The organism is Variovorax sp. J31P207, from assembly GCF_030316965.1.
In the GTDB taxonomy this organism is placed as follows: Bacteria; Pseudomonadota; Gammaproteobacteria; order Burkholderiales; family Burkholderiaceae_C; genus Variovorax; species Variovorax ginsengisoli_B.
Window position 1 is genome coordinate 99,019 of the sequence record NZ_JASZYN010000019.1, and the last position, 23,688, is coordinate 122,706.

Genomic DNA, 23,688 nt, shown 5'->3' on the forward strand with positions numbered 1-23,688 from the left:
CGCGCTTCTGGAAAGCTGTATGCTTATCCAGTATGAAAGCCGTCGAGTTCTACACCTTCATGCTGCCGCCGAGCCCCTGGAGCAAGAAGCCGTACCCCTCGCGCTGGAAGATGTCGATCGAGGAAGCGGCGAAGAGGTATCCGGCCGCCACCCCCATCCTGGCCAGCAAAGAGGTCCACATGTGCCCGGAGACGCCGGAGGATTTCGCGGCCAAGCAGATGACGGCAAACCCGAGGCCACTGCCGAAAAAGCTCGGCTAGGATGGCCGCCATGCAGTTCAGCGAGCTGACCGTCGGCGCCAGATTCCGGTTCTTCCGGCGCGGCACCCTGCTGACGAAATCGTCCGAGAGCGGGTACACCACACCGGGCGCCGGTGAACAGCACGCGGCGCCCGACGTCGAGGTGATCTCCGAGGAAGACATGCCCGGCCCCGTGAAGCGCACTCAGGCAAAGCCCGACGACGTCGCCCTGGTGGCGAAAGCACTGGACGCCCTCGAAGCCCAGGCCGGCAAGACGCCCGAGCTGGCGGCAGCCCGACAGGCGCTGCGCCGCCTGGACGCGCTGGCCCGGCTCAACGTCAAGGGTTGAGCCTACGGCCGAGGCTGAAGTCCGTCGACGACGCGATCGTGGCCGCGGTGCCGAGCAGAGATGTCAAGCAGCTTGCGCCCCACCTTCTGCGCGGGCTTCTCGATCCATCGGAACATGGCATAAGAGAGCGCGACGGAGGCCACAAGTCCCGCGACCATGGAGCCAGTCAATCCGATGAACGGAAAGAGGCGGTAGGCCAAAAAGACGCTGATCGGAAGGTGGACCAGGTAGAGCGAATAGCTGACATCGGCGAAGAATTTGATGATCGGGCCATTGCTCACAGGCTGCACGCCGTAGAACCAGATGGCGGCCAGGAATATCGCGACGGCGTAGACCACCTGGGCGCCGAACAATGTTGACGGTGCGAGTTGGTCGGGGTGGACAACGGCCATGCAGAAAATGAAGGTGCCGAAGGATGCGGCGCCGAAGGCGATCGCCGTCGTCGCCTGGATTCGACGAGCCCAGTAAAAGTAGACCGACATGCCAATGATGAAAATTGGTATGTAGGCGAACATGTGGGAAATCGTCTTGTGGACAAAGGGCAGCACGCTCGCGGCTGCTCCCAACGCGCACATCACCAGGATGGTCGCCATGCATCTGACGGGCGACCGCTTCAGCAGCGGCAGCAGGGCTACCATGATGAGGTAGAAGAACAATTCAATGGTGATGGTCCAGCCCACCTGAATCACCGCTGACTTAGCAAATCCGGCCTCAAAACCCAACGCCGCCAGCGCAGCGCTCGTGTAGCCAATCCCTATGGCGGGGTCTTGCATGCCGAGAGAAACGGCGTGCTTGGCCAACAGGATGGTGAGGACCACCGTCACGACAAGGGCGGGGTAGATGCGGAACACGCGCTTCACGAAGAAGCTGAACCGGCTTTCGGTCAGCCCGGTATGGGTGACGATGAAGCCGCTTATCAGGAAGAACACGGTTACGCCCAGGAAGCCGAAGTTCTGGATGATGCCAAGCGGATCCAAGAAGTAGTCTGCCAGCGCTTTGCCCGGTGCCCACGACTGATGCAGCACTATGGGTGGCCGCCCGAAAACGTGGCAGTACACCACCAGCAAGCAGGCCATGGCTCTCAGGAATTCGACAAACTGAATTGTCTTGTGCTGAGGGGCTTCTACGGCTTTCATTTCCTGGGGTCTACCGATGATGGGGACCCGGGACCTTACCAGATGCCCCTGGTCGCCTCACTTCTGCTCGGCGATCTTGCGGATGCTGTCGCTGGCCCGCTTCGAGCCGGCCGACGAGCCCAGCCAGTAGTTACACACCTGGCCGAAGGCGAGCGACAGGGCCCCGAACATCACGTTCAGCAGCTGGAACACGTTTGGCGGCATGTCGACCTGCACGATGAACAGCCGGTAGATGCAGAAAAAGTAGCCCAGGACGATCAGCGTCGACACCACCGACGAGCCCCAGGCGATCGGCGAATCCGACTTGGCCAGGTCGACGGTCTGCTGCCGGGCGTTCTGGGTGTCGCCGATGTAGGCCTGCTCGCGGCTGGCGTCGACCCGGGCCATCTCCAGCTCGAAGGTCATCTCGGCTTCGCGCAGCGCGCGGATCTGGTCGCCGGTGAGCGTGCCGGTCGCCAGGGCCATGCCCACCTCCTCCTCGGTAGCATTCGGGCTGCCCAGCAGCTTGTCGCCCAGGATCTTCACCGCGGCGCCGGCCAGCGGGCCGCCGAAGGCTGCGGCGATGCCGGGCGCCACGCTGCGCAGGGTGTCTTTCCAGTCGAAGTCAGCCATGGTCAAGCCTCCAGCATGTTGTCGGCCACGCGGTTCACCCAGCCTGGCAGGTAGACGTCACGGGTCTTGGGAGGGATCGCCGTGTAGTAGCGCAAGCGCAGGGCCTGGAGCCGGCGCAGGGCCTTGGCCGGGTCCATCGACTGCGCGGCCTGCAGCGTGTTCGGGCCGAGCGATCCATCGGCGAACGAGCCCACCGCCTGCTGCAGCAGCTTGATGGCGGTGGCGGGCTTGCCGGGCGCGCTGGTGTTGACGGCCAGGTCGAACATCTCGAACTTGAGAAGGTCTGGCAGCGCGTCGCAGCCGGCCGGGCCCCAGAAGTCGCGCGCATAGAGCGCCTTGGCGCGCTCGAGCGTGAGGTTCTTGATGTCCTCGCCGGGATAGCTGCGCTTGCTCACGCCGTACTTCGTCTCGCCGCCCGGGTCTCGAGGGTCCGCTACATACCCACCTTCATTCCCGATCAGCTTCTGAAAGGCCTCGTCGTATGTCATTGCTGTGCTCCAACCGATGGCAGTTGGCGCACAGCATCGTGCACTTCGCAAGCTCCCTTGCGATCGAGGCCGGTGACCGATTTTGAAGAAGCTCGCTGGGCGCGCCTTCCTTGTCCCCTTGATGATGGAAGTCGAACACAGCCCGGTGATACCGCCCTCCGCAAGCTGCACACGAGCCGCCGAAGATTTCGACCGCCGCGTCCTTCAAAGTCAGATAGCGAGCCCGCCGATAGTGCAACTGGCAGAGCCCCCATCCGCCCTTCGCTCCAGTCTCTTTCCCGCACTCCTCGCAAAGATCGCCACGCTTGCGCGCTCGCACAGGTGCATCCATCGAAGATCCCTTGCGCAAGCGCATGTAGTGCGCATTGCAGAGCCCCTTGGCGTAGGCAGGCCGCGTGCATTCGGGCGACGAGCAGACATAGCCGCGAGCGTTGGTCGGGGGAATGAAGATGTCGGAGGCCGCCCGCGTGCGTGCAGTCAGAGCGGCGGCCAGGGCCTCTGCGATCTGCGACTCGCTTATTTGAATGGCTTCTGTTGGTTGACGCATTCACATATCGTACGAGTGATTTCATTTGCCTTCCCTCTTCTCGAATGCTTCATCGAACTTCATGGAGCCTCTTTTCGACTTGGTCAACCCGGTACTTGAGAATGGCGACGTCACCGATCACGCCCACGTTCTGGGCGTTGGCGGCGGTCACCGCCGACTTCAGCTCAGACAGGTCCTTGCTGAGTTGTCCGATCTGGAAATACATGCCGCCCAGCAGCAGCGCGAAGGCGCCGATGGAACTCAGCAGCCAGGTCAAGGGCAGATGCATGTCGATGATCTTGCGAGGCGAAGGGAGCGGCGGCGCGCGCCGTGGGTGCGGCGGGTGCTCCCGCAGGTCTCCGGTGTCGGTATCGATGTTCACGGTCTGATCTCCAGGGGAAGCACCTTCCAGCCATCGGTCGCGGCGTCGTGGTGCGCGGCGCGAATCGCGCCAGTCGTCGGCTGGCTCACTGCGTCGTGATCAGCAGGTTGTTCGTATTGACCTTGACCGATGCGGAGGAGAAGTCATTGACCACCGCTGCGCCGCCGCCGGGCAGATAGGCCGCGTTGTTCGTCGTGACGTAGTTCTCGCTGGTGCCGCCGATGGTGACCATGTAGGTTTGGTTGCCATCGCGGTTGCGGTTGCCGTTGACGGTGAAGCCGCGCGAGTTCAGGAAATAGAGGAGCGCCGTGGCGGAGTTGCCATGGAACTGGTTGCCGGAGACGACCGGGCTGTTGAAGCCGTTGAACAACACCACGGTCGACGGCGAGGACAGCGCGTTGACTGGATTGAAGCCGAAGGTGTTGCCGTCAATGACGATGCCGAACATCGTCGACCCGACATTGCCCTGGAAGCTGAGCACCGTACCTGGCCAGCCGGCGAAATAGTTGCCGCGGTAGACGATGTTGTAGAGCTTGCCAGTGGCCGCCACCGAGTAGGTCGCGCACTTGCGCTCGACACCGGCCGGCGTGCCCTCGAAGGACAGGCCGCAGTCGGTGAACCAGACATCCCCGATCGCGCCGTTGGCGCCGGCGGTGGCCGCCATCACGCCGTCGTAGATGTTGCACTGGTGGAACTTGAGGCCGCGCAGCTCGGCCAGGCCGCTGGCCGCGAGGGCCGACATGGTGATCGTGCCGATCGACGCGGTGCCCTGCCACTGGCAAGCTTCGAAGACCAGGTCGCCAGTGAAGTCGCCGTTCTGGTAGCTACCAACGGCCCAGCCGCAGCCGACCTCCGAAGACACGTTCTCGAAAATGATGTTGCCGAAGCCGCGGATGTCGACGAAGTCCCCCTGGGCAGCGCCCGAGAACGTGCAATTCGTGATCCGCGAGTGGCGCAGGTCATAGCCGAAATAGCCGTCGCGCCCCCACTTGATGCCCTTCGCGCCCGCCGCGTAGGAGCCGCTGAAGGTCATGTCGTGGAACTCGACGATGCCCTGCCCGCGGCCGGTGTTCTTGTCCGTCGTCAGGCATTGCGGCTGCACGGTGATGGCGTGGCCCGCGAAGTTCGCCTGGATCGCGGCATGGTTGCCGAAAACCTTGAGCTCGTAGAGCGGGCCGCCGTTGAATGGGATGCCCTGCTTGATCACGACCTGGCTGTTCAGGCGGATGGTCGCGAAGCGTGGCAGCGTCAGTGTGCGACCCATGAGTTGCGCATAGTCGACAGCGCGCTGCAGCGCAGGCGCGCCGTCCGTCGCGCTGCTGACAGGCACATCCATGATGTCAGCGAAGATGGTGCTTGCCGGCTCGGGGGTCGGCCGCAGGTAAACGCGCAGCCCGCCGATGTAGCACTTGCCCGATCCCCACGAGATTGCGAGGTTCGGCACCGTCGCGAGGTGATAGATGCCGTCCGGGAAATAGATCGTGTTGCCCGAAGCCTCGGCCAGGTTCTTCGCGGCCTCGTCGTCGGCGATGCCGTCGCCCTTGGCGCCGAAGTCCTTCACCGAAGTCTGGTCGGCTGCGCGGCTCTGAAGGGTTCGCCCGACGGACGCCGTGAATGGCGGCTTGTAGCCCACGAGCGCCGCACCCTTGGTCGCGTCGTTTGTGACGCCGAAGCCCACCAGCGCCGTGCCCATCGTGTTGGCCGGGTAGACCAGGGCCGGGTTGTAGCCGACCATGCCGGCGCCATGCGTGTTGTCGGCGCTGTCCAACAGCAGGCCCTGCAGCACCATGCTGGTCGTGCCGGCGTCCGCATTCTCCAGGCCCAGCAAGTCGGTTCGCCAGCGCAGGAACTTGCCGGAGCTCGGCGCCGGGAAGATCAGGCTGACCACGTTGCCGACGGCGGCCTGCAGCGTGCGGCTTGCGATTTCCGCCAGCTGCTGCACCTGAATCACGATCCGGTCGAAGGTGTTCTCGATCGTCTGCGGCAGGAAGCGACCGGCGTTCGTGATGTCGGTCGTCTGGTCGTAGGGCAGCGAGCCGATCATGGCGATCGTCCACCCCGTCGGAAGCGGAGGGCCACTGAGCGGATACGTGACGGTGCCGCCCGGCGAGGCGTCCTGGTCCGGGTTCAGCGCGCAGCTGTAGTCCGAGTTGAGCACCAGCGTGGCCGCATTGCCGCTCGTGTCGGTGCGCACCACCTGCACGTCCGACTTCGAGAACACCTTGAAGGCAAACGGAAACGAGGTGGTGACGCCATTACCCGCGAATGGTCCTGCTCGGCGGGTAGTGGCGGCTACGGTCATCGTTTGGAGTCCGGGCTTGGTGTTCCTGTAACCAGCCCGCGCGCGGTGTCCACAGGACCGGTGGGCGCGATTCTGTTTTCCGAGACGCCTGTCATGTACCCCAATGGCCGCGCGATGGCGGAGGCCGGAAGGCCCGTGGTCATGCTGATCAGCGTGGCGAGATCACGCACTGCCTTGCGCGCGCTGCCCTGGCCGGCGATGGCCTGGTAGACCGAGTGCGGCGCCTGCACGGCGCTCTCGATCATGCTGATCGCTGGGGAGGTGCTGATTCGGTCGTCGTAGGGCTTCTTGTTGAAGGTGTTGATCAAGGCGTTCGCCGCCTGCCCCACGCCGGGAACCATGGCAAGGCCCGCCCGGACGTTGCCCATGAGGACCACCGCGGACAGCCAGTCGTCGATCGTGCTGCCGTCCTTGTCCTCGTCGTCCGGGCCACCCTTGAAGGCCTGGGCGATCAGCTCGGCCACCATGTTCGGCACCAGAAAGCCGAAGACGAAAAGGTAGAGGCCGCGGCCGGCACCCTTGCGCATGCCGAGCTCGTGGTAGGTCTTCGCGAACTCGGTGCCCAGCAGATTGGCCTGCATGTTGAAGTAGCCGGCGAACTGGGTGAACATGCGCACGAAGGCATTGCCGGTCTCGATGCGGCTGACGTCCTCGGCCAGCGTCGAGCCCTGGGTTTCGCGCACCGCGGAGTCGGCCAGGCGCACGGCGTCCTTCTCGTTGTGCCCCTCCTCCAGCGCCTGGTTGTAGGCACCGGTCCAGATGATCGGTCCCATCACGTTGTCGACCGCCGACTGCATGAAGTAGGCGTGCTTGGCGGTCCAGTTCTGGGCCTTCTCGTAGACGTTGGGGTTCAGCAGGATCTGGTCGATCGCGTCCGTCATCTGCGCCACCTCGCTGTCCATGCGGTTCGCCATGTAGGTCGAGGCTTCGGACACCGTCTTGGCGGTCTGCCGGGGCGCGATCAGGTACTGGGCGAGCGAGTCGAGCAGGTATTTCGGCTTGACCTTGAGCGCGGCCAGGCTGAAGCCCGACACCTGCTGCACGGTGTTCGACACGTTGGCGAGCATGGCGGCGAGGCCCGCGCGCTGGCGCGCCTTCGAGAAGAAGCGCATCAGGCCGTTGTCGCCCGGCACCTTGGTTTCGACCGTCTGCCGCGCGGCGCGGTTCAGCCACGGCGTGAGCAGCGCGTCGAAGGCGGCCGGATCGATGCGGTGCAGCGGCTCCGACACGTCGCGGCTGGCCAGGATCTTGCGCACGTCGCGGATCGGCTGCTCCATGTGCGAGAACAGGAGCACCTTGTCGATGTGGCTGGAGAGCGCCCGCAGGTCGAGCAGCAGCGGCTTGTTGTATTCGACCCGCTTCTTCGTGAAGCCCTTCGCGGTCGACGGGAAGGCGTAGGCCAGGGTCTGGTTCTCGTCCTCCTGCAGCGACCGGGTGGCGGCGTCCTTGACCACCTCGGTGTCAGTCATCGCCGGCACGTAGCCGCCGGCATAGGTGCCGAACTGGTTGGTGAAGCTGTCCGCGCTCACCTCGTCGAAGTAGCGGCCGAAGACGTCGCGGTGCGCCTTCTGCGCCAGCGCCTTGGTGTCCTCGAGGAGGTTCCAGACGCCCTGGGCGAAATCGAAATCGGCCTTCGTCAGCACGCCGGTGTCGATCATCCGCTTCACGAAGGCATCCCACCGGCTGGTGTCGAGTTCGCCGGTCACCTCGTTCTCGGTGGCCCAGCCGCGGCCAAGCAACAGCTTGCGCTTGTTGCTCTCGTTGCCGGTGTGCAGGATGGCGTGAAGGATCTCCTGCTTGCCGCTGCCGCCGCGCGAGTGGCCGAAGGTGTAGCCCAGCTCCGGCGCGGCGATGCGCGCCTGGCCCAGGTCGACCTTGTCGAGCAGTTCCTTGAACCGCTTGATGTAGACGCCCTTGTCGGCGCGGTAGCGGTCGGCGGCCTCCTTCACCGGCTGCCAGATGAACTTCCGGAACGGGCCCATGGCGTTGGCGCCGTCCTTGACGCCCACCCAGGCCTCGACGCGGCGCAGCGCGGCGCGCAGAGTCTGCATGCGGGCCAGGCGGCGCTCGCTGTCGGTCACCGCCTGGCCCTCCCCTGGCACCCGGTCGGGGACGCCGATCTCGTGCAGGCGCCCCACGATGTCGCCCTTGACCTTCTCGATCTCCAGCATCTGCCCGTCGACCTCGACCTGCCGCGCGCGGCGCGCCATGTGCCAGAGGCCCTGGATCTCTTCCGTGAGGCCTCGGAACTCCTCGACCGTCATCTCGCCCACGGGCTTGGCGTTGGCCCTGAGGGCGGCCACCTTTTCGGCCAGCACCGCATGCATGCCCGGATCGTCCTGGGCCATGGTCTCCAGGTAGCGCTGCGCTGGCTCGCCCTTCGTGCCGATGCCGTATTCCGCCAGGATGGCGCGCGCCGCCTGCACGGTGCCGGCGTCCCGGGTCTCCGAGATCTTCGCGATCGAGCGGCCGATGATCTTCTTGAAAAGGTCGTTCGCGGCGACCACCTCGGCCTGGGCGTCGTAGGCGGCCTTCGTGGCGTAGTTGTTCACCAGCTGGTTGCGCTTGTGCATCGCCGCTTCCTGCACGTCGCCGAGGGACTGCTGGGCCAGCTTCGCACTCCTGGCCTCCGCCGCGGAGTACTGTTTGGGCCGCAGGTCCTTCAGCTTCACGCGGCCGATCACCGCGGCGGCGTACTCGCGCGCGGCGCGCGCCATGACGTCGACCGTGCCGGCGGCGTAGAGGCTGTCGCCGGATTCGCGCACCGTAGTGGCCTTGGTCAGGGCCTTCAGCTCGGTGGCGATCACCCGGGCACGCACCTCGTTGTGGATGGCCTCGTCGGCGGCGCGCTCCAGCGCGGCGCGGCTGGTGATGTCGCCGTGCTGCTCGAGCATGCGCTGGTCGGTCAGGCCGTCGATCACCCGGTTTGGGGACTCAGCTGCGGCCAGCGCGGCAATCAGGTCGCCGCCCGACTCGTAGCCGAACAGTTCCGCGACGATGTCCGGGTGCATGCCGTTCTTCTCGCTGAGCATGCGGCGCTCCTTGAGCGTCTGGGCGCTGAACTCGTCGAGCGCGGCCACCAGCGAGGTGCGCAGCTTGCCGGATTCCTGCACGGTGTCGATGCTCTCGGCGGTGCGCGTGCCCGGCGCGATCTGCTCGGACTTGCCGGTCAGGAACTGCCACGCCTGATAGACAGGCTGGGCCATCACCTCGCGGCTGACCTCATTGCGCACCTCGGCACGAATCGCGGCGACCTCCTTCTGGCGGGCCTTGAGCGCGCGGGCCTTGGCGCCGCTCAGCCACTTCATGTCCTTCATCAGGCGGGCGTCGAGCTCCGCGTCGGCGGTGTCGGTGGCGGTCTGCCCGAGCTGCTGGTAGGCGGCGTATTCCTCGGGGGTCATGCCGGCCTGCTCGGCGCTCTCGAAGAGCGGGCCCATGTTGCGGGCGTCCTGCGCCTGCTGGATCGCCACGTCGCTCGCCAGCATCCGGTCCATCACGGCGCGCACGTCGTCGGACAACTTCACGTTCAGGCCCGACAGCGTGCGGTAGACAGAGATCAGCCAGGAGCGGAACCGCTGGAACACGTCGGCCAGCGCCTGGCTGGGCGCCTTGCCCTCCATGGCGTAGTGCTCGAAGCTGCGGGCGAAGGTCTCGTGGTGCTCGCGCTTTTCCTCCAGGCTCATCGACTGCCACGTGGTGAGCGGCGACTGGTCGGGCGTACCGGTGATGCCGAACGACGCCAGGAGCGTGTTCATGTCGTCGACGATCTGCTGCTCGGCCGGCGTGACGGTGTCGCCGTCGGCGATCTTGCCCTGGATGCGCGCGGCCAGGTCGGCCTGCACCTCGAGGAAGAAGTGGCCCGACTCGTGGATGAAGGTCGAGAGATCGGCGCCCTCCAGCAGCTGGATCACGCTGGGCGAGCCGGTGATGTCCTCGCCGAAGTTGAGCGCGCCGCGGGCGGGCTGGTTCAGGGTGCCGCGGCTGGCGGGCTGGATGACCTGCTGCGGGTCGAAAGCCACCATGTGCACCGGGCCGCCCAGGTGCTTGGCGGTGATGATGAGGCCGTCATGGCCGGCTTCTCGCTGCTTCTCGCGCCAGGCGTGGGCCTCTGCCACGCTGTCGAAGCCCGGCAGGTCTTCGATCTTGACGACCTTCGGGTTGCGCAGGTCGAGGTGAAAGGACTCGGTCGCGCCGTAGCGCGATGCTTCGCCCTTGCTGGGCGTGAACCAGACGCCGAGGCCAGACGACGGATTGCCGCTGGCGGCGCCGAGGTTGCCTACATCGAAGTGTTCGGGGCCGAGAGGGACTGCGGCGCCACGGTGGACGACGACGGGCTTCCCGTCTCGGCTTGCGCGAGTTGCGCCAGCCCACCCTGGTGCTGGACGCCCTCCGCCAACAGTTGGGAGTAGGTCTTCGTCGCCTCGTAGGCCGGATCCAGCAGGTCGTTCAGGTCGTCCATTTCCATCTCCAGTTGCCTGATCGTACCGCTGACGGCCCGGAAGCGCGTCCTTTCCGGCCACGCCAAGCTGGTACTTCTGCATGAATTCGCCGACGGTGAGGCCTGCGCGCGACGCCTGCACGGCGTAGAAATTGCCCAGCAGCGTGGCATAGGCCTTGTTCACCTCGGGCCGGAACTTGCCGACGGCGTCGAGCTGGGTCTGGAACTGGTCGCGGATCTGGTCGACCTGGGCCTGGAACTCGGCGCGGTTCACCTTCTTCGAAAGCTCGGCCTCCACCTCGGTGCGGATGGCGTCGCCCTGCTTCGCCAGGTACTCGCCGGCCTCGGCCCGGCTCATGGCGTCGGGCCCGGCGCGCAGGTGGTCGACCAGCGTGGCGGAGATCTCGCTCGGCGCGGCCAGCAACTCGGACACCGGAATGCGCAGGTCGGCGCCGGGCACGAAGTTCTCGGGCTTCATCTGCTCGGCGACGCTGGGCGCCAGCGCCTGCAGTTCGGCCATGGTCACGCCGGACTGGTTCAGGGTGTTCGCCAGGGTCTCGGCGTCGATGTAGAGCTCGGTCGGCGCCGGGCCGCCCTCGGCGACCTGGTCGATGAAGGCCTTGAAGGTCTCCGGGTCACGGGCGCGCAGCTTGCTGGCCTCGACCAGCTTGGTCAGTTCCTCGACGCGCGCCGCGTTCGCCTCGGCTGCCCGGCCCTCGGCCAAGCGCTCGCGGATCTTGCCAGTCGCGATGCTGGCGACCTCGGCCGGCGCGGTGAAGGCCTCGCCCACGAACTCGGCCAGGATGTTCCCGGGGTCCAGCGGCTGGCCGGCGGCGATCTCCCCGCCCGCCTCGCCCGCGGCGCCGAGCGCACCCTGGACCGGCACCTGAGCGGCGACGCCCGCCAGCTCGCGCGCCACCGGTTTCGCGGCCAGCTTCGTGGCAATGCTCTTTGGCAGCGCCAGCTTCGAGGCGACGCCGCCGCTGACGGCGTCCATCGTGCCGACGACCGAGGCGTGCGCCATGGCCTGCGTGGCGACGCTCTGCATCAGGGCCTTGTCCTGCACGGCGGCCTGCAGCGCGGCGGTGTCGCTCACGTCGACGCCGGCCTTCGTTAGCGCCTCGACGATGCTGGAGCCGTAGTCCGTGGCGAAGGAGCCGGCGCCCATCACCGAGGCGGCGCCGGCCGGCCCGGCGGCAATGCCGGCAGGGATCGCGCCGACGATCCCCGGCGCATTGGTCACCAGGCTCTCCGGCCCGATGCTGGCGATGAACTGCACCGGCGCCTGCATGAAGGCGCTGAACGCCTGCCCGAAGGTCTCCGCCTTCATGACCTGGCCCACCACGTCGGGCGCGGGGGTCGCCTGCTTTTCCTTCTGGGTCTGGACGATCGTGGCGATGTTGCCGCCGAGCGGCGTGGTGATGGAGGCACGGTAGCGCGCACGCTGCTCGGGCGTCATGAAGGCCACGCCCAGGGGATCGTCGGCGGCGCGGATGCTGGTGGGCTTCTCGCCGGCGTCGATGCGCGCGGCGACTGCGTCGAACTGCTCGAGCTGGGCGACGTTGGAGCGCAGCGCCGTGGCGCCGACCACCTGCTGTAGGCCGGGCACGCCGCGGCGGAAACTGTTCGCCAGCGTCTCGATCATGCCCATGTTCGCCGTGTCGTCGTGCGCGATCGCGGCGTTGGTGGGATCGCTCAGGAAGCTGGTGGTCACCGGGCTGATCTCGGCCAGCGCGCCGGTGTTGATGTCGGCCATGGCCTTCTGCTGCTTCGACCAGTCGGGCAGCGCTTGCGCGCTGTCGATCGGCACGCCGATCTTCGCGGCGGTCTGGCGCCAGCCGGCGGCCTGGTCGGGGTTCTTGGTCACCGCATCGGTAAGCGACGCGCGCAGCGTCGTTTCCGGGGTCGGGCGCGCCAGGTAGCTCTGCAGCGCGGCATCCGCGTCGAATTCATCCGCCATCAAAACGCTCCAGTGGCACCGCCGCGCGGCGCCTGTTTGCCACGCTGGCCCATGCCTTCGAAATAGACGCCCAGGATCTGGCCGTCGGTCGGCTTGCTCACGCCGTTGGCGGCGAACGCCTTCTTGATCTTGTCGACCGTCGCGCTCGGGATGTCGTTCACCTTGGTCGACATGAGCGGCTGGCCGGTGGTGCCGCCGGTCTCGAAGCCGAGGAAGGTGTTGCGGAACTGGACGTTCTGCGAGAAGGTCTCGTCGATCACCTTCGAGGTCTCGGCGTCGGTCAGCTTCCGACCGGCGGCCTGCTGCGCCGCCATCACCCGCTTGTCCACGTAGGAGCGCATGGCGCCGATACGCTGCTCGGCGTCGGTGTCGCGCTTGTCCGGATTCGTTGGCAGGCCCAAGGTCTGCAGCCGCTGGTTGAACACGCGGTTCACCGCCTGCTCGTTCAGGTCGCCCGCCGTGTTCCCGCTCTTGCCGCTCAGCAGGTCGCCGCGGATGTTGCTGAAGTGCTTGAAATCCTCCTTCGAGAGGCCGCCCTTCAGCTGGTAGAACTGGGCATCCGACATCGCCTTGAGCTGCTGCGGGTTGTTCGACAGCCGCAGGTAAAGACGATCGTCGGTGATGTCGTCGCCCTTCGCGATGCGCTGGCCGTAGTTCATGACCTCGTCGACCTTGTCGGGCGCCAGCTGGGTGAGCTTGCTGCGCATCGAAGGCGGCAGGTCGCTGTAGCGGCCGCCGTTCTGGTCCAGGGCCTGCATGGCGGCGGTCACCGTCTCGGTCTTGCGCTGCTCGATGGCCTTGGTCTGGGCGTCGAACTGCTGGCCGATCGTGTCGACCGCCGACTTCACCGCCAGAGGCGAAGCGTTGGGCCCGAGCTGGGCGCGCGCGGCCTGCTGCAGCTGCTCGAGCGTGGGCCGCTGCGGCGCGCTGGCGGCCGGGTCGGCCATCTTCTTGCTCACCGACGCGACATAGGCGCGGGTCTCGGCCGGCATGCTGGCCAGCCAGGCGTCGGGCGGGACCTGCTCGCCCTTGCCAGCGTTCTTCTCGGCGGCCTTGACGGCATCGTCCACGGCGCCCGGGCCGGCGTTGTAGGCTGCCGAGGCCTTGGCGATGTTGCCGTCGTAGCGCTTCACCATGGCGGCCAGGTAGTCGCGCCCGACGCGCGCCCGCTCCTCGAGGCTGTCGTTGGCCGCCGGCCGCACACCGAAACCGGGGTCACCGTTCGTGGCGTCCATCACCTGCATCCGGCCCTTGGCGCCCTTCGGGCTGGTCAGGACCGAGCCATCGGCGGCGAAATCCCGGCCGCGCGATTCGGCGCCCATGATCACGTTCGTGAAGCGGTCGAAGTCGTTGGGGTTGATCGCGGCCTGCGCCGACTGCATGACCGTGCTGCCCACCTTGGCGCCGACCATCGTGTCGTAGTTCTTAGTGAGCGTGCCGTCGATCTTCAGCATGTCGCTGGCCGTGATCTGGTCGGCGTACTTCTTCCGGTAGGCCATCGCGCCGTTCACGTTGCCGGCCTCCATGGCGGCCGAGATCGCGCCGAGGTGGGCGCCGCTCACCGCCTCGTCCGCCTTCTCCTGCGCCCATGCTGCGGACTTGCCGGCCATCTGGGCCGAGCCCGGGATGAAGGCGTCGGTCTGCGGATCCTGCGCGCCCATGATCGAGCCGCGGATCTTCTCGACCTGCTGCTTCACGTTGATCGGGTCGCTGAAGTTCAGCACCAGGGCGTTGCTGGCCGTGGCCACGCCGGCCTCGCGCACGCTCAAGTCATAGACCTGGGCCTGCTGGCCGGTGTGCTGCAGCGCATTGCCGAGGAACTGCGTGCGGATGTTGTTGGCGCGCTGGTTGAACATCTCGCGCTGGCGATCGTTTCCGAGGCCCGCAGCGATGTTCGAAAACTCGGTGTCCAGCTTGCCGGTGTATTCCTCGGCGAGCGGCAGGCCATCCGGGCGGTTGAGCGCGTCGTAGCCTTTGAGGGCGGTGTAGCCGTCCTTCGGGTCATGCTGCAGGCGCAGCGCGCGCTCGGTGGCCTGGTTCAGGGCGTCGTCGACGCGCAGGGCGTTGGCGCGGTCGACGAGCTGGCGCTGGACGATGTCGTAGCTTGCGCCGGCGCTGACCATGGCGTCGCCGGCCTGGCCGAGCTGCTTGTCGCGGATGCTCAGGAGGTCGGCGCTGACGGTGCTCTGCTGGCGGAAGTCGGGCGCCGCGGTGGACGCGACGCTCGGACCGGTGAGGCGGGGAACGGTTGCCATCTGGTCAGCCTCCCGCGCCGCGCGTGACGGCATTGCCCTGATACCAGCGGCTCGCCACGTTCGTGGCACTGGTCAGCAGTGAGCTTCCGGCCGAGAGCCAGGGGCTGATCTGGCTGGCGCCGCCGCGCGCCGCCTTCGCCGAGTCGGTGTACTGGCGCGCCTGCATGCGGTAGCCCCAGGCCTCGCGCAGGGCGTTGTTCTCCAGCGTTGCGGCGTCGGTGGCCGTGATGTAGTCGGTGCTGTTCAGCACTTCCTGCGCGGAACCGACCGAGAGGTCGACACCGTTGGCGGCCATGGCGGCGCGCTGGCTCGACTTCACCTGCGCGCCCTTTTGCATCGCCTGGCCGGCGGCCCACTCGCCGCGCGTGACGGCATCCTCGCCCTGCCACGTGGCGATCGTCGCGTTGTTGTCTGCGACCTGGGCCTGCGCCTGCAGCGCGGCCTGCTGGCTTTTGGCCTGGCTGTAGGCGCTGGTGGCCGACATGCCCGCGCCGAAGGCCGAGAACATCTGACCACCGCTCAAGCTACCTGCTTCAATTCCCATTTTGTTTCACCATCGTGTAGCCGGCCAATCGGTAGCCCAGGCGCTCGTAGGCACGGACCGTGCGCTCGGGGTGGATTTCGGTGCTGACGCCGAGCGCCAGCTGATCGAGGCCCTGCTCGGCGGCCCAGCGCTCGAGGACGCCGACCAGGCGGCGGAAGGCGGTGCCGCCGCGGTGCGCGGGCTGGACATAGAGCGTGAGGTCGGTGAGGTAACGCTCCTCGGAGAACCAGCGCTCGGCGGCGATGCCCACCGTCATGCCGACGACCTCGCCGCCCTCCTCCGCGACGAAGACGCAGCCGCGGTCGCTTTCGGCCAGGAGCGTTCCCTGGAGCTGGGCCCAGAGCCGGCGCAGCTTGTCCGGACTGAAGGCCATGCCGGCGTAGCGCGGGCTCTCGTCGTGCAGTGCCTGGCCCATCGCGATCATCGCGTCGAGGTCGGCTTCGGTGGCGCGGCGGACGCTGGCCATGTCAGGACCCCGTGGCGGTTTCGATCGCCATGCCGAGCAGCATGAAGGACAGCGGCTGGTCCTGCTGGATGCAGACCGAGCCGTCGCGCTGCCAGGTCGGGCTCAGCGTGAGTGGCACCTCGCCCGTCACGAGATCCGGCGGAGAGCCATACGGCTCCGCAAATCGCGTCGGGTAGTAGCGCAGCTTGTCGAAGCTCGGGCCGGCGCTGAAGCCGTTGGAGGTCAGCACCCGCAGGAACACCTTGTTCACATTCTTGACTGTGCCCTGGCCGAAGGCCTCCGTCTGAATCGACAGTGGCAGCGTCTTCACCTGCGAGACATAGGGCAGGCCCACCTGCACCTTGCTGGCCGGCGCATCGAGCGACACCGAGCCGTTCGTCACGATCTGCGGGGGCGAGACACCGCCGTCGGCCAGGAGCGCGACCTCCTTGCCCTCCAGGTGGTAGAGGCCGTTGATGGTTGCCGTGGGCGCGCCGTCGTAGGTGAGGCCGCTGTCGACGAAGAACTGGTCCGACGGGGTGTCGAAACGCCGCGTGTGCTTGCGCTCGATGTAGCGCACCGTGCGCCCGGCGATGAAGCGCTTCACGATGACGTAGAGCACATCCTCGTCGCCCTCGGCCACGCAGCAGATCGACTCGAAGGTGCCGTCCGTGGTGTGCTGGTGCCAGGCGCGCACCTCGTGCTCGGGCACGTAGGTCATGCCGAGCAGGTAGCCGTCATTGCGCACCGACCAGAGCGACGGCAGCGGCGAGCGGCTGAAGGCCATCTGCACCACCAGGTGATAGTCGAAGAGGTGCGGCGCCAGGATCGAGACATTGCTGGTCTGGTAGCCCTGCTGCTCCCAAGCGAATTGCAGCTCGCGGATTGCGCCCCCGCGGTCCTGCGCGAAGAGGATGGTGCGATCGGTGGTGACGGGCTGCACATCCGAGCTACCGGTGTAGCCCTGGGGCTGCACGCTGACGTTCGACGGCGTGATCGCGCCACTGTCGGCCGCCGCGCATTTCCACTCGCCACCCGAGGTGAGCAGGATCAGGTCGTTCATCGGCACGAGGCTGCGGATCGTGTTCGCCTCGCGCGAGACCACGCGCAGCACCACGGTGTCGTCGTCTCGCGAGGGGAAGCTGTAGCCCAGGTTGCGCTCGGTCCCGGAGCGCGTCATCCACATGGTCTGCGGCTCGTTGATCGTTCCGGCGAAGACGCGGCGCTGCTGGTGATAGCTCACGGCGCGCGGATAGTTTCCGTCGCCGTTGAAGGGGTTCAGCTGGATCGGCGGGGTGGTGGCGGTGTCCGGGACGATGTTGTCGTCGAGGAAGGTGCAGTCGGCATTCGCGCGGCCGATGAAGCCGAAGATGCCATTCTGCGACTTGTAGACGTTGTAGAGCCCGACGCCTGGCACCTGCGGCCACTTGACCGTGTTGAAGTTGCCCGCGATGTTGAGGTCGTTCGTGGCGGAGACCTCGGACGAGGCGATGGATTCCTCGGTGGCGTCGGTGTTGAGCGACGTCACCACGTACTTGTAGACTTTCGCGCCGGCGCCGGTGGGCACCACGGCGACGCCGGTGGTCGCCGGTGCGACGGCGGTAACGAAGGCTGTGGGCGGCGGGCTCGGCCCGCTGTACTGGGCGGCGGTGTAGTCGGGCGTCACCGAGGCGTCGTCGTCGAACGACGTGCCGGACGCCGAGAAGCCGATCAACCCCCACTGCGAGCCGTTGTACTTGTAGACGAAATAGAAGACGGCGCCTGGCGTACTGGTCCAGGTCACGCGGTTGTAGCGGCCCGGCACGCTGAAGTCGTTGAAAACTGCGACCGACGCCGATGGGATCGAGAAGCCACCATTGCTGGGGGCGGCGGCCACCACGCGGTAGACGTGGTTGATCATGTTGGGCGCGTTGCCGTTGGACTGCGGCGCGGCCAGTGCATTCACGAACTGGATGGCCGCCATCTGCCAGTCGAGAGCGCCGTTGCGGCGCAGCTCGTAGGGCGGGTAGTAGGGGCTGGTGATCGTCAGGACGTCGGCCGACTGCACGATCTTCAGCGTGCGCAGCTGCGTGTAGTCGTAGGGAGTGGCGATCTCATAGACCCGGGCCACCTTGCCGCCTCCCGCGAACGCAGGCATGCCCAACGTGCTGATCGGCTGATTCCACAGGTCCATCAGGCGGAAGGTGCTGGGGCCCGGGGTGGCGCTCACCTTGGCCCACCGCCCGCTCAGCAGGGGCATCGTCGTGATGGCGAATGCCGAAGGCTCGGAACAGGCATTCGATCGCCTCCTCGGCACCGCGCAGTTCGTGCTCAAGACCATGCCGAAGAAGCCGGCGCAACTGAGGACCGTGCAATGACCGCTGACACCCAAGCCCAAGGCGATCTGGCACCGTGCCCGTTCTGCGGCGGAGATGCCTGCAGAGCGAAGACCATGGACGAATCGCTGTGGTCGCATGCGACAGTCCCCTACTACAAGGTCTATTGCCCTGAGTGCAACATTGGGACCGACTACCTATGTGAGGGATACGAACCCACAGCGGAGGAGGCATGGAACAACCGCGCCGCCGCCCTCCAAGGTCGGGGCACGCAGGAGGGAGAGCCGAGCGATGCAATGCTTGCCGCAGCCGTCAAGGAAGCCGTGAAGCAGGGGCTCGTCCCGAAGTACGCGGCCGGCGAGGAGGCCTTTGTCAAGCACTGGAGCGCGGTTGAAGCCGTTGTCCGCGCCGCTCTTGCCCAGGCACAGAAGGAGCAGCAGCCATGAGCCTCGAATTCGTGTGCAGCAATGGCTGCGGCGTGTGCAAGATCCGCCTCGCCGACTTCGAGGTCTATCGGAGCGAAACGCTGGACGGCGATCTGATCGAGCGCAGGACCGCCCCGCACATCGTTAGCGCCTGCTGCGGCTTCGCCGTTGATGTGTGGGATGAGCGCGTGCAGGACGTGACCGGAAGCGTCAGCGTCGAGCCGGTGCCTCGGGTGAGCGTCGAGATCAGGGAGGCCCCATGAGCCTGTTCCTGACCGACGCCGAGCTCCAGCAGTTCACAGGCCGGCGCATGAAATCAAAGCAGATTGAGTGGCTCAAGGCCGAGGGGATACCATTTCGGCGCAGCGCCACCGGGCACCCGGTCGTGACACGCGCCACAGTCGAGGGCCGGCTGGAGCCGGCGCACCTGGCGCAAAAACCGACCAGCGGGTGGGTGCCGCGAGTCGTAGGAGCATAAGGATGGGACGGAAACCGACCAGGTGGGCGAACCTGCCGAAGGGCATGCGGGCCCGGCCACGCGGCAAGCTGATCTTCTACTACCTGGACACGGGCGAGAAGCCGCGGCGCGAGATCCCGCTCGGGAGCGACTACGTGGCCGCGGTCAGCAAGTGGGCCGAGCTCACCAGCAAGCCCGCTCCAGTCGTCAAGGCGCCTCCGACGTTCGTCGATGCGCTCGACGGCTACGGCAAGGTCGACGGCTACCGCAAGGACGTGCTGCCGAACAAGGCGCCGCGCACCCAGCAGGACAACGAAAAGGAACTCGGCTGGCTGCTCAAGTTCTTCGGCGACCCGCCGGCGCCGCTGGACAGCATCGAGCCGTTACACATCGGCCAGTACAAGAAATGGCGCCTGAAGGCCGCGCGCGAGTTGGCCGAGGCCAGGAACGCCGAGCGCCGCCGGCTCGGGCGGCCGGCGCAGCCGATCGCCGCCAACGTCGGGCATGTCCGCGCCAACCGCGAGAAGGCGCTGTTCTCGCACATCTGGAACTACTGCCGCGAGAACGGCCTGACGAAGCTGCCGAACCCCTGCGCGGGTGTCGACGGCTTCCACGAGGAAGGCCGGGACGTCGCGCCCGACGCCGAGACCGTGCAGAAGGTCATCGACAAGTCTGGCAAGCCCCTGGAGTTCGCCCTGCGCCTGGCAGACATCATCGGCCAGCGGCCGGCCGACGTGCTGCGCGTGACCGAGAAGAGCATCGAGGGAGAGGTGCCGGGCGGCATCCTGCGCCTGCGCCAGGGCAAGACGAAGGAAAAGCTCCGGATCGTGGTCGAGGGCCTGCTGGCCGACCTGATCATCGAGATCCGCGCATACAAGCGCGCAATCGAGGCGGAGCACAAGATCTACGCGATGGCGCTGCTGGTCAACGAGGAAGGCAAGCCACTGACCAAGGCAATGCTGCGCGACCGGTTCGACGACGCGCGCGCCGCCGCGGATGTGCCGAAGGCCGAGTTCCAATTCCGCGACCTGCGCGCGAAGGCGGCGACGGATATTGACGACGAGCGCGGCACCCGAGATGCGCAGTCGCTGCTGGGTCACACGACCGAGGGAATGACGGCGAACTACATCCGCCACAAGGTCGGAAAGAAGGTCCGCCCGCTTCGATGAGCAGCGATTTGCGGAAGTGTGTTCCGCAAAGTGCTTAATTCGAAAGCAAATAGCGCTATAAAAAAAAGAGCGCTCAACCCTTACGGTGAGCGCTCTGGAGCTTGGTAGGACGTACAAGATTCGAACTTGTGACCAACGGATTAAAAGTCCGCTGCTCTACCAACTGAGCTAACGTCCCGATACCAGTGTTCTTGGCCGGCGTCGAATCCGGCAAAGCCTGAAATTATAACGTGACATTTCGGGCAATCCGATCGAGCAGCCACCCTGCCGCACATTGCCCGAACGTGGCGGTCACCGCCACCACCGATCCATAACCATGGCAGTTGAGCGAGCCGTCGCCCTCGATCGCGCAGGAGGCGTCCGGTGGCGCCACGCTCTCGCGACTGAAGACGCATGCGACGCCGATCTTGCGGCCTTCGCGCGGCGCGCCGTGGGCCTTGCGCAGTCGCTGCCGAAGCTGCGCCAGCAAGGGGTCGTGCGTGACCAGGGCGAGGTCGTCGATCTCGACCCGGTGCGCCAGGCGCTTGCCGCCGGCGGCGCCGACGGTGATGAAGCCTGCGTCCGCGCCGCGCGCCCATGCGGCCATCGCGAGCTTGGCCTTCACCTGATCGCAGGCATCGAGAACCGCGGTCACCGGCCCGTTCGCGCCCTCGGCCGTGGCCAGCAGGGCCTGCCAGTTGTCGGGCTCGACGAACTCGTCGATCGCCAGCACGCTGCAGGCCGGATTGATGTGCGCGATGCGATCCCGCATGGCCTCCACCTTGGCCTGGCCCACGGTCGAATCGAGCGCGTGGATCTGGCGGTTGATGTTGGATTCGGCAATGTGGTCGAGGTCGACCAGGCTCAGCCGCCCGACCCCGCTGCGCGCCAGCGCTTCGACCGCCCACGAGCCGACGCCACCGATGCCCGCCACCAGCACGTGCGCCTCGCGGATGCGGGCCGCGCCCGCCACGCCGTACAAGCGCTCCAGCCCGCCGAAACGGCGGGCCAGGTCGGCGTCGTCCGTGGCAACGACGGGGCTCGCGGTGGTCAAGGGGCTAGCGCAGCCGCGACAGCCGTTCGCGGCCGGCCTGCGCTGCCTCCGACTGCGGATAGGCCTTGGTCAGGTCCTCGAGCGTGCGGCGTGCGGCCTTGGTGTCCTTCAGCTCGATCTGGCAGTTCGCGATCGACAGCACGGCCTCGGGTGCCTTCGCATGGTCGGGCGCCAGCGAGAGCATCGACCTGAAGTTGGCGATGGCCTCGTTGTAGTTGCGCGTCGCGTACTGCGCATTGCCGAGCCAGAACAGCGCCGAGGCGTTGTAGCCGCTCTGCGGATAGCGCTTGACGAAGTCGGCGAACGCCGTCTGCGCCTGCGCGAACTGGCCCGCACGGAAGATGCCGAGGGCCGCGTCGAAGTCGGCCTTTTCCTTTGGATCGGCATTGAACTCGCGGCCGTCGACCGCGACCTTGGACGGCTCGTTGCTCTTGGCCCGGGCGTCGGTGTCGGTCTGGCGCTGCTGCTGAAGATCGGTGACGGTCTTCGTGAGCTGCTCGTTCTGGCCCGTCAAGCGCGCCATGTCGCCGCGCATCTGCTCGATCTGGTTCTGCAGATCGAGCAGGCTGCGGCGCAGTTGCGCGCTTTCCTCGCTTTGACGCTGCTCGGCCTGCTGGCGCATGGTCTCGACCCGCTGGCGCAGGTCGAGGATGGCGCGCCGCGCCTCGTCGTCTTCGAACAGCGCGGCCTGGGCCCCCAGCGAAGCGCACAGCAACGCGGCTGCGAGGACTGCGCCTCGCAAAGTAAGGCCGCGCATCATCAGCGGTACGTGATCTCGGCGCGGCGGTTTTGCGCCCAGACGTCCTCACCGCTGCCCTGCGCCGCCGGCTTTTCCTTGCCGAAGCTCACGGCCTCGATTTGCGCGTCGCTGACGCCCACCAGGACCAGTGCGCGGCGCACGGCCTCGGAGCGCTTCTGGCCGAGCGCCAGGTTGTACTCGCGGCCGCCGCGTTCGTCGGTGTGTCCTTCGATCGACACGCGACGGTTCGGATTGGCCTTGAGGAAGCGTGCATGGCCATCGATGAGCTGCTGGAACTCGGGCTTGACGGTGTAGCTGTCGAAGTCGAAATAGATGATCCGTGCCACGCCGACCGGGCCTTGCGCATTCTGCGCATTCGGGTCGATGGTGACCGGCGCCACGCCGCTGGCAGCGCCGCCGCCCTGGCCCGCCGCACCGCGGTCGACCACCGGGGTGTCGTTCAGCTTGGTGCCGGACGAGCAGCCAGCGATCAGGGCCACGATGGCCAGCGAATAAATCGTACGTTTCAACATTTTCGGACTCCTCAAGTTAATCATTGCTTTTGAAACGGACCCCAGTCCGGTTCCCGGATGTCTCCGGCCTGCCCCGCCAACCGCGCCTTGATCTTGCCGTCGAGCGTCGTGGTCATCAGTGCCTCGCGGCCCTGCAGCTTGGTGGCGTAGACGATCAATTTGCTGTTCGGCGCAAAACTCGGACGCTCGTCGGCCGTGGTGTCCGTGATCGCCTGCACGTTGCCGGTCGCCAACTCCATCACGTGGAGTTTGAACGCCCCGCCGACGCGCGAGATGTAGGCCAACCACCGGCCATCGCCGCTGATCGACGGAGAAATGTTGTAGGTCCCGCTGAAGGTGACCCGGGTCGGGTTGCCGCCGCCGGCGCCCATCTTGTAGATCTGCGGCGCACCGCCGCGATCGCTGACGAAGTAGATCGTGCCGCCGTCGGCCGAGAACACCGGCTCGGTGTCGATGCTGTTGCTCTGCGTGAGACGGCGCGGCTCGCCGCCGCTGGACGAGATGGTGTAGAGCTGCGAGCCGCCGTCGCGGCTCAGGGTGACGGCCAGCGTGCTGCCGTCCGGGGCCCAGGCCGGCGCGCTGTTGGAGCCGCGGAAGTTCGCCACCAGTCGCCGCTGGCCGCTGGCGACGTTGTGGACGTACACCACCGGCTTGCGCGACTCGAAGGACACGTAGGCGAGCTGGCTGCCGTTGGACGACCAGCGCGGCGAAATGATCGGTTCGGGACTGGCGAGCGCCGCCTGGGCGTTCTCGCCGTCGGAGTCGGCCACCCACAGCGTGTAGCGGCTCCCGCCCTTGGTGACATAGGCGATGCGGGTCGAGAAGATGCCCTTCTCGCCGGTCAGCTTCTCGTAGATGTAGTCGGCGATGCGATGCGAGGCCAGCCGCAGATCGCCCTGGGGCACGGTGTAGCTCTGGCCGCCGAGGTCTTGCCCGCGCACCACGTCCCAGAGCCGGAAGCGGACGTCGAAACGGCCATCGGCCAGCCGCGTGACGCTGCCGACCGCGAGCGAATCGGCGGTGCGCTGGCGCCAGAAGCTGAGGTCGGGGCGGGAGCTTTCATCGAGGGCCTGGCCGGACGCGTCGACGCCGCGGAACTGCCCGCTGCGCTCGAGGTCGGCCAGCACGATCGCCGAGATCTTCTGCGGCGAGGACTCCTCGCCCCTGAAGGGCGCGATCGCGATCGGCAACTGCGTCACGCCCACACCCGAGACCTCGACCCGGAACTGGGCCAGGGCGGGAATCACGGGGGTGGCAGCGAGGGCCGCGACCAGGGCGCGGCGTGCGAAGAACGATGAAGAAGGGGTTGGGGGAAAGTCTTGCAACGGCTTTTTCATGCAG

Annotated in this window: 22 protein-coding genes and 1 tRNA gene; 7 read left to right on the forward strand and 16 right to left on the reverse strand. The window is 66.8% G+C overall.

Going from position 1 to position 23,688, the window contains the following annotated elements:
• Window positions 1-32: 32 nt before the first annotated feature.
• Window positions 33-260 (forward strand): hypothetical protein, encoded by a 228-nt coding sequence (locus tag QTI68_RS36540; protein WP_286529121.1) that lies wholly within the window; start codon window positions 33-35, stop codon window positions 258-260.
• A gap of 10 nt (window positions 261-270) precedes the next feature.
• On the forward strand, window positions 271-588 hold the full coding sequence (locus QTI68_RS36545) for a hypothetical protein (protein ID WP_286529122.1): 318 nt from the start codon (window positions 271-273) through the stop codon (window positions 586-588).
• Window positions 589-590: 2 nt separating this feature from the next.
• Here the strand turns inward: QTI68_RS36545 and QTI68_RS36550 are convergent, their stop codons facing one another.
• From QTI68_RS36550 to QTI68_RS36600, 11 genes are all read right to left on the reverse strand, one after another.
• Window positions 591-1,724: an acyltransferase family protein gene (locus QTI68_RS36550; RefSeq protein ID WP_286529123.1), complete on the reverse strand. Its 1,134-nt coding sequence runs from the start codon at window positions 1,722-1,724 to the stop codon at window positions 591-593.
• Between the two features lie 57 nt (window positions 1,725-1,781).
• Window positions 1,782-2,336: a hypothetical protein gene (locus QTI68_RS36555; protein WP_286529124.1), complete on the reverse strand. Its 555-nt coding sequence runs from the start codon at window positions 2,334-2,336 to the stop codon at window positions 1,782-1,784.
• A gap of 2 nt (window positions 2,337-2,338) precedes the next feature.
• Window positions 2,339-2,824, reverse strand: a complete 486-nt coding sequence (locus tag QTI68_RS36560; RefSeq protein WP_286529125.1) for a glycoside hydrolase family 108 protein — start codon at window positions 2,822-2,824, stop codon at window positions 2,339-2,341.
• Complete coding sequence (locus QTI68_RS36565) at window positions 2,784-3,371, reverse strand: hypothetical protein (protein WP_286529126.1); 588 nt, start codon at window positions 3,369-3,371, stop codon at window positions 2,784-2,786. The genes QTI68_RS36560 and QTI68_RS36565 overlap by 41 nt, the downstream gene beginning before the upstream one ends.
• A gap of 49 nt (window positions 3,372-3,420) precedes the next feature.
• Window positions 3,421-3,732 (reverse strand): hypothetical protein, encoded by a 312-nt coding sequence (locus tag QTI68_RS36570; protein ID WP_286529127.1) that lies wholly within the window; start codon window positions 3,730-3,732, stop codon window positions 3,421-3,423.
• Window positions 3,733-3,817: 85 nt separating this feature from the next.
• Window positions 3,818-6,034, reverse strand: coding sequence for a glycosyl hydrolase family 28-related protein (locus tag QTI68_RS36575; RefSeq protein ID WP_286529129.1), 2,217 nt, complete (start codon window positions 6,032-6,034; stop codon window positions 3,818-3,820).
• On the reverse strand, window positions 6,031-12,432 hold the full coding sequence (locus QTI68_RS36580) for an LPD22 domain-containing protein (RefSeq protein WP_286529130.1): 6,402 nt from the start codon (window positions 12,430-12,432) through the stop codon (window positions 6,031-6,033). The genes QTI68_RS36575 and QTI68_RS36580 overlap by 4 nt, the downstream gene beginning before the upstream one ends.
• Window positions 12,432-14,687, reverse strand: a complete 2,256-nt coding sequence (locus QTI68_RS36585) for a transglycosylase SLT domain-containing protein (RefSeq protein ID WP_286529131.1) — start codon at window positions 14,685-14,687, stop codon at window positions 12,432-12,434. The genes QTI68_RS36580 and QTI68_RS36585 overlap by 1 nt, the downstream gene beginning before the upstream one ends.
• A 4-nt stretch (window positions 14,688-14,691) precedes the next feature.
• The gene (locus tag QTI68_RS36590) at window positions 14,692-15,210 is read right to left on the reverse strand and encodes a virion core protein, T7 gp14 family (RefSeq protein ID WP_286529132.1); all 519 of its coding nucleotides are present in this window, start codon (window positions 15,208-15,210) and stop codon (window positions 14,692-14,694) included.
• Between the two features lie 10 nt (window positions 15,211-15,220).
• Window positions 15,221-15,697: a GNAT family N-acetyltransferase gene (locus tag QTI68_RS36595; protein ID WP_286529133.1), complete on the reverse strand. Its 477-nt coding sequence runs from the start codon at window positions 15,695-15,697 to the stop codon at window positions 15,221-15,223.
• A gap of 1 nt (window position 15,698) precedes the next feature.
• A complete protein-coding gene (locus QTI68_RS36600; protein ID WP_286529134.1) occupies window positions 15,699-17,885 on the reverse strand; it encodes a phage tail protein in 2,187 nt (728 codons plus the stop codon).
• Between QTI68_RS36600 and QTI68_RS36605 the strand changes: the two genes are divergently transcribed.
• Genes QTI68_RS36605 through QTI68_RS36625 form a run of 5 tightly spaced genes read left to right on the forward strand, consistent with a single transcriptional unit; the run spans window position 17,875 to window position 20,042 of the window.
• A complete protein-coding gene (locus tag QTI68_RS36605; protein WP_286529135.1) occupies window positions 17,875-18,033 on the forward strand; it encodes a hypothetical protein in 159 nt (52 codons plus the stop codon). The genes QTI68_RS36600 and QTI68_RS36605 overlap by 11 nt on opposite strands.
• Window positions 18,030-18,437, forward strand: a complete 408-nt coding sequence (locus tag QTI68_RS36610) for a Lar family restriction alleviation protein (protein WP_286529136.1) — start codon at window positions 18,030-18,032, stop codon at window positions 18,435-18,437. The genes QTI68_RS36605 and QTI68_RS36610 overlap by 4 nt, the downstream gene beginning before the upstream one ends.
• Window positions 18,434-18,679, forward strand: a complete 246-nt coding sequence (locus QTI68_RS36615) for a hypothetical protein (protein ID WP_286529137.1) — start codon at window positions 18,434-18,436, stop codon at window positions 18,677-18,679. Before QTI68_RS36610 ends, QTI68_RS36615 begins: the two co-directional genes overlap by 4 nt.
• Window positions 18,676-18,894, forward strand: a complete 219-nt coding sequence (locus QTI68_RS36620) for a DUF4224 domain-containing protein (RefSeq protein ID WP_286529138.1) — start codon at window positions 18,676-18,678, stop codon at window positions 18,892-18,894. The genes QTI68_RS36615 and QTI68_RS36620 overlap by 4 nt, the downstream gene beginning before the upstream one ends.
• A gap of 2 nt (window positions 18,895-18,896) precedes the next feature.
• Window positions 18,897-20,042, forward strand: coding sequence for a tyrosine-type recombinase/integrase (locus tag QTI68_RS36625; protein ID WP_286529139.1), 1,146 nt, complete (start codon window positions 18,897-18,899; stop codon window positions 20,040-20,042).
• Between the two features lie 102 nt (window positions 20,043-20,144).
• Here QTI68_RS36625 and QTI68_RS36630 read toward each other — a convergent pair.
• The 5 genes from QTI68_RS36630 to tolB all read right to left on the reverse strand — a co-directional run bounded on the left by QTI68_RS36630 (window position 20,145) and on the right by tolB (window position 23,684).
• Window positions 20,145-20,220: transfer RNA gene (locus tag QTI68_RS36630), tRNA-Lys, on the reverse strand.
• A 45-nt stretch (window positions 20,221-20,265) separates the two neighbouring features.
• Window positions 20,266-21,075 carry a tRNA threonylcarbamoyladenosine dehydratase gene (locus QTI68_RS36635; protein ID WP_286529140.1) on the reverse strand — a complete coding sequence of 270 codons (810 nt, stop codon included), beginning with the start codon at window positions 21,073-21,075 and terminating at the stop codon, window positions 20,266-20,268.
• Between the two features lie 4 nt (window positions 21,076-21,079).
• Window positions 21,080-21,832, reverse strand: coding sequence for a tol-pal system protein YbgF (gene ybgF / locus QTI68_RS36640; protein ID WP_503011800.1), 753 nt, complete (start codon window positions 21,830-21,832; stop codon window positions 21,080-21,082).
• A 2-nt stretch (window positions 21,833-21,834) separates the two neighbouring features.
• Window positions 21,835-22,347, reverse strand: a complete 513-nt coding sequence (gene pal / locus QTI68_RS36645) for a peptidoglycan-associated lipoprotein Pal (protein ID WP_286529142.1) — start codon at window positions 22,345-22,347, stop codon at window positions 21,835-21,837.
• 20 nt (window positions 22,348-22,367) lie between these two features.
• Complete coding sequence (gene tolB, locus QTI68_RS36650) at window positions 22,368-23,684, reverse strand: Tol-Pal system beta propeller repeat protein TolB (RefSeq protein ID WP_478138509.1); 1,317 nt, start codon at window positions 23,682-23,684, stop codon at window positions 22,368-22,370.
• Window positions 23,685-23,688 lie beyond the last annotated feature (4 nt).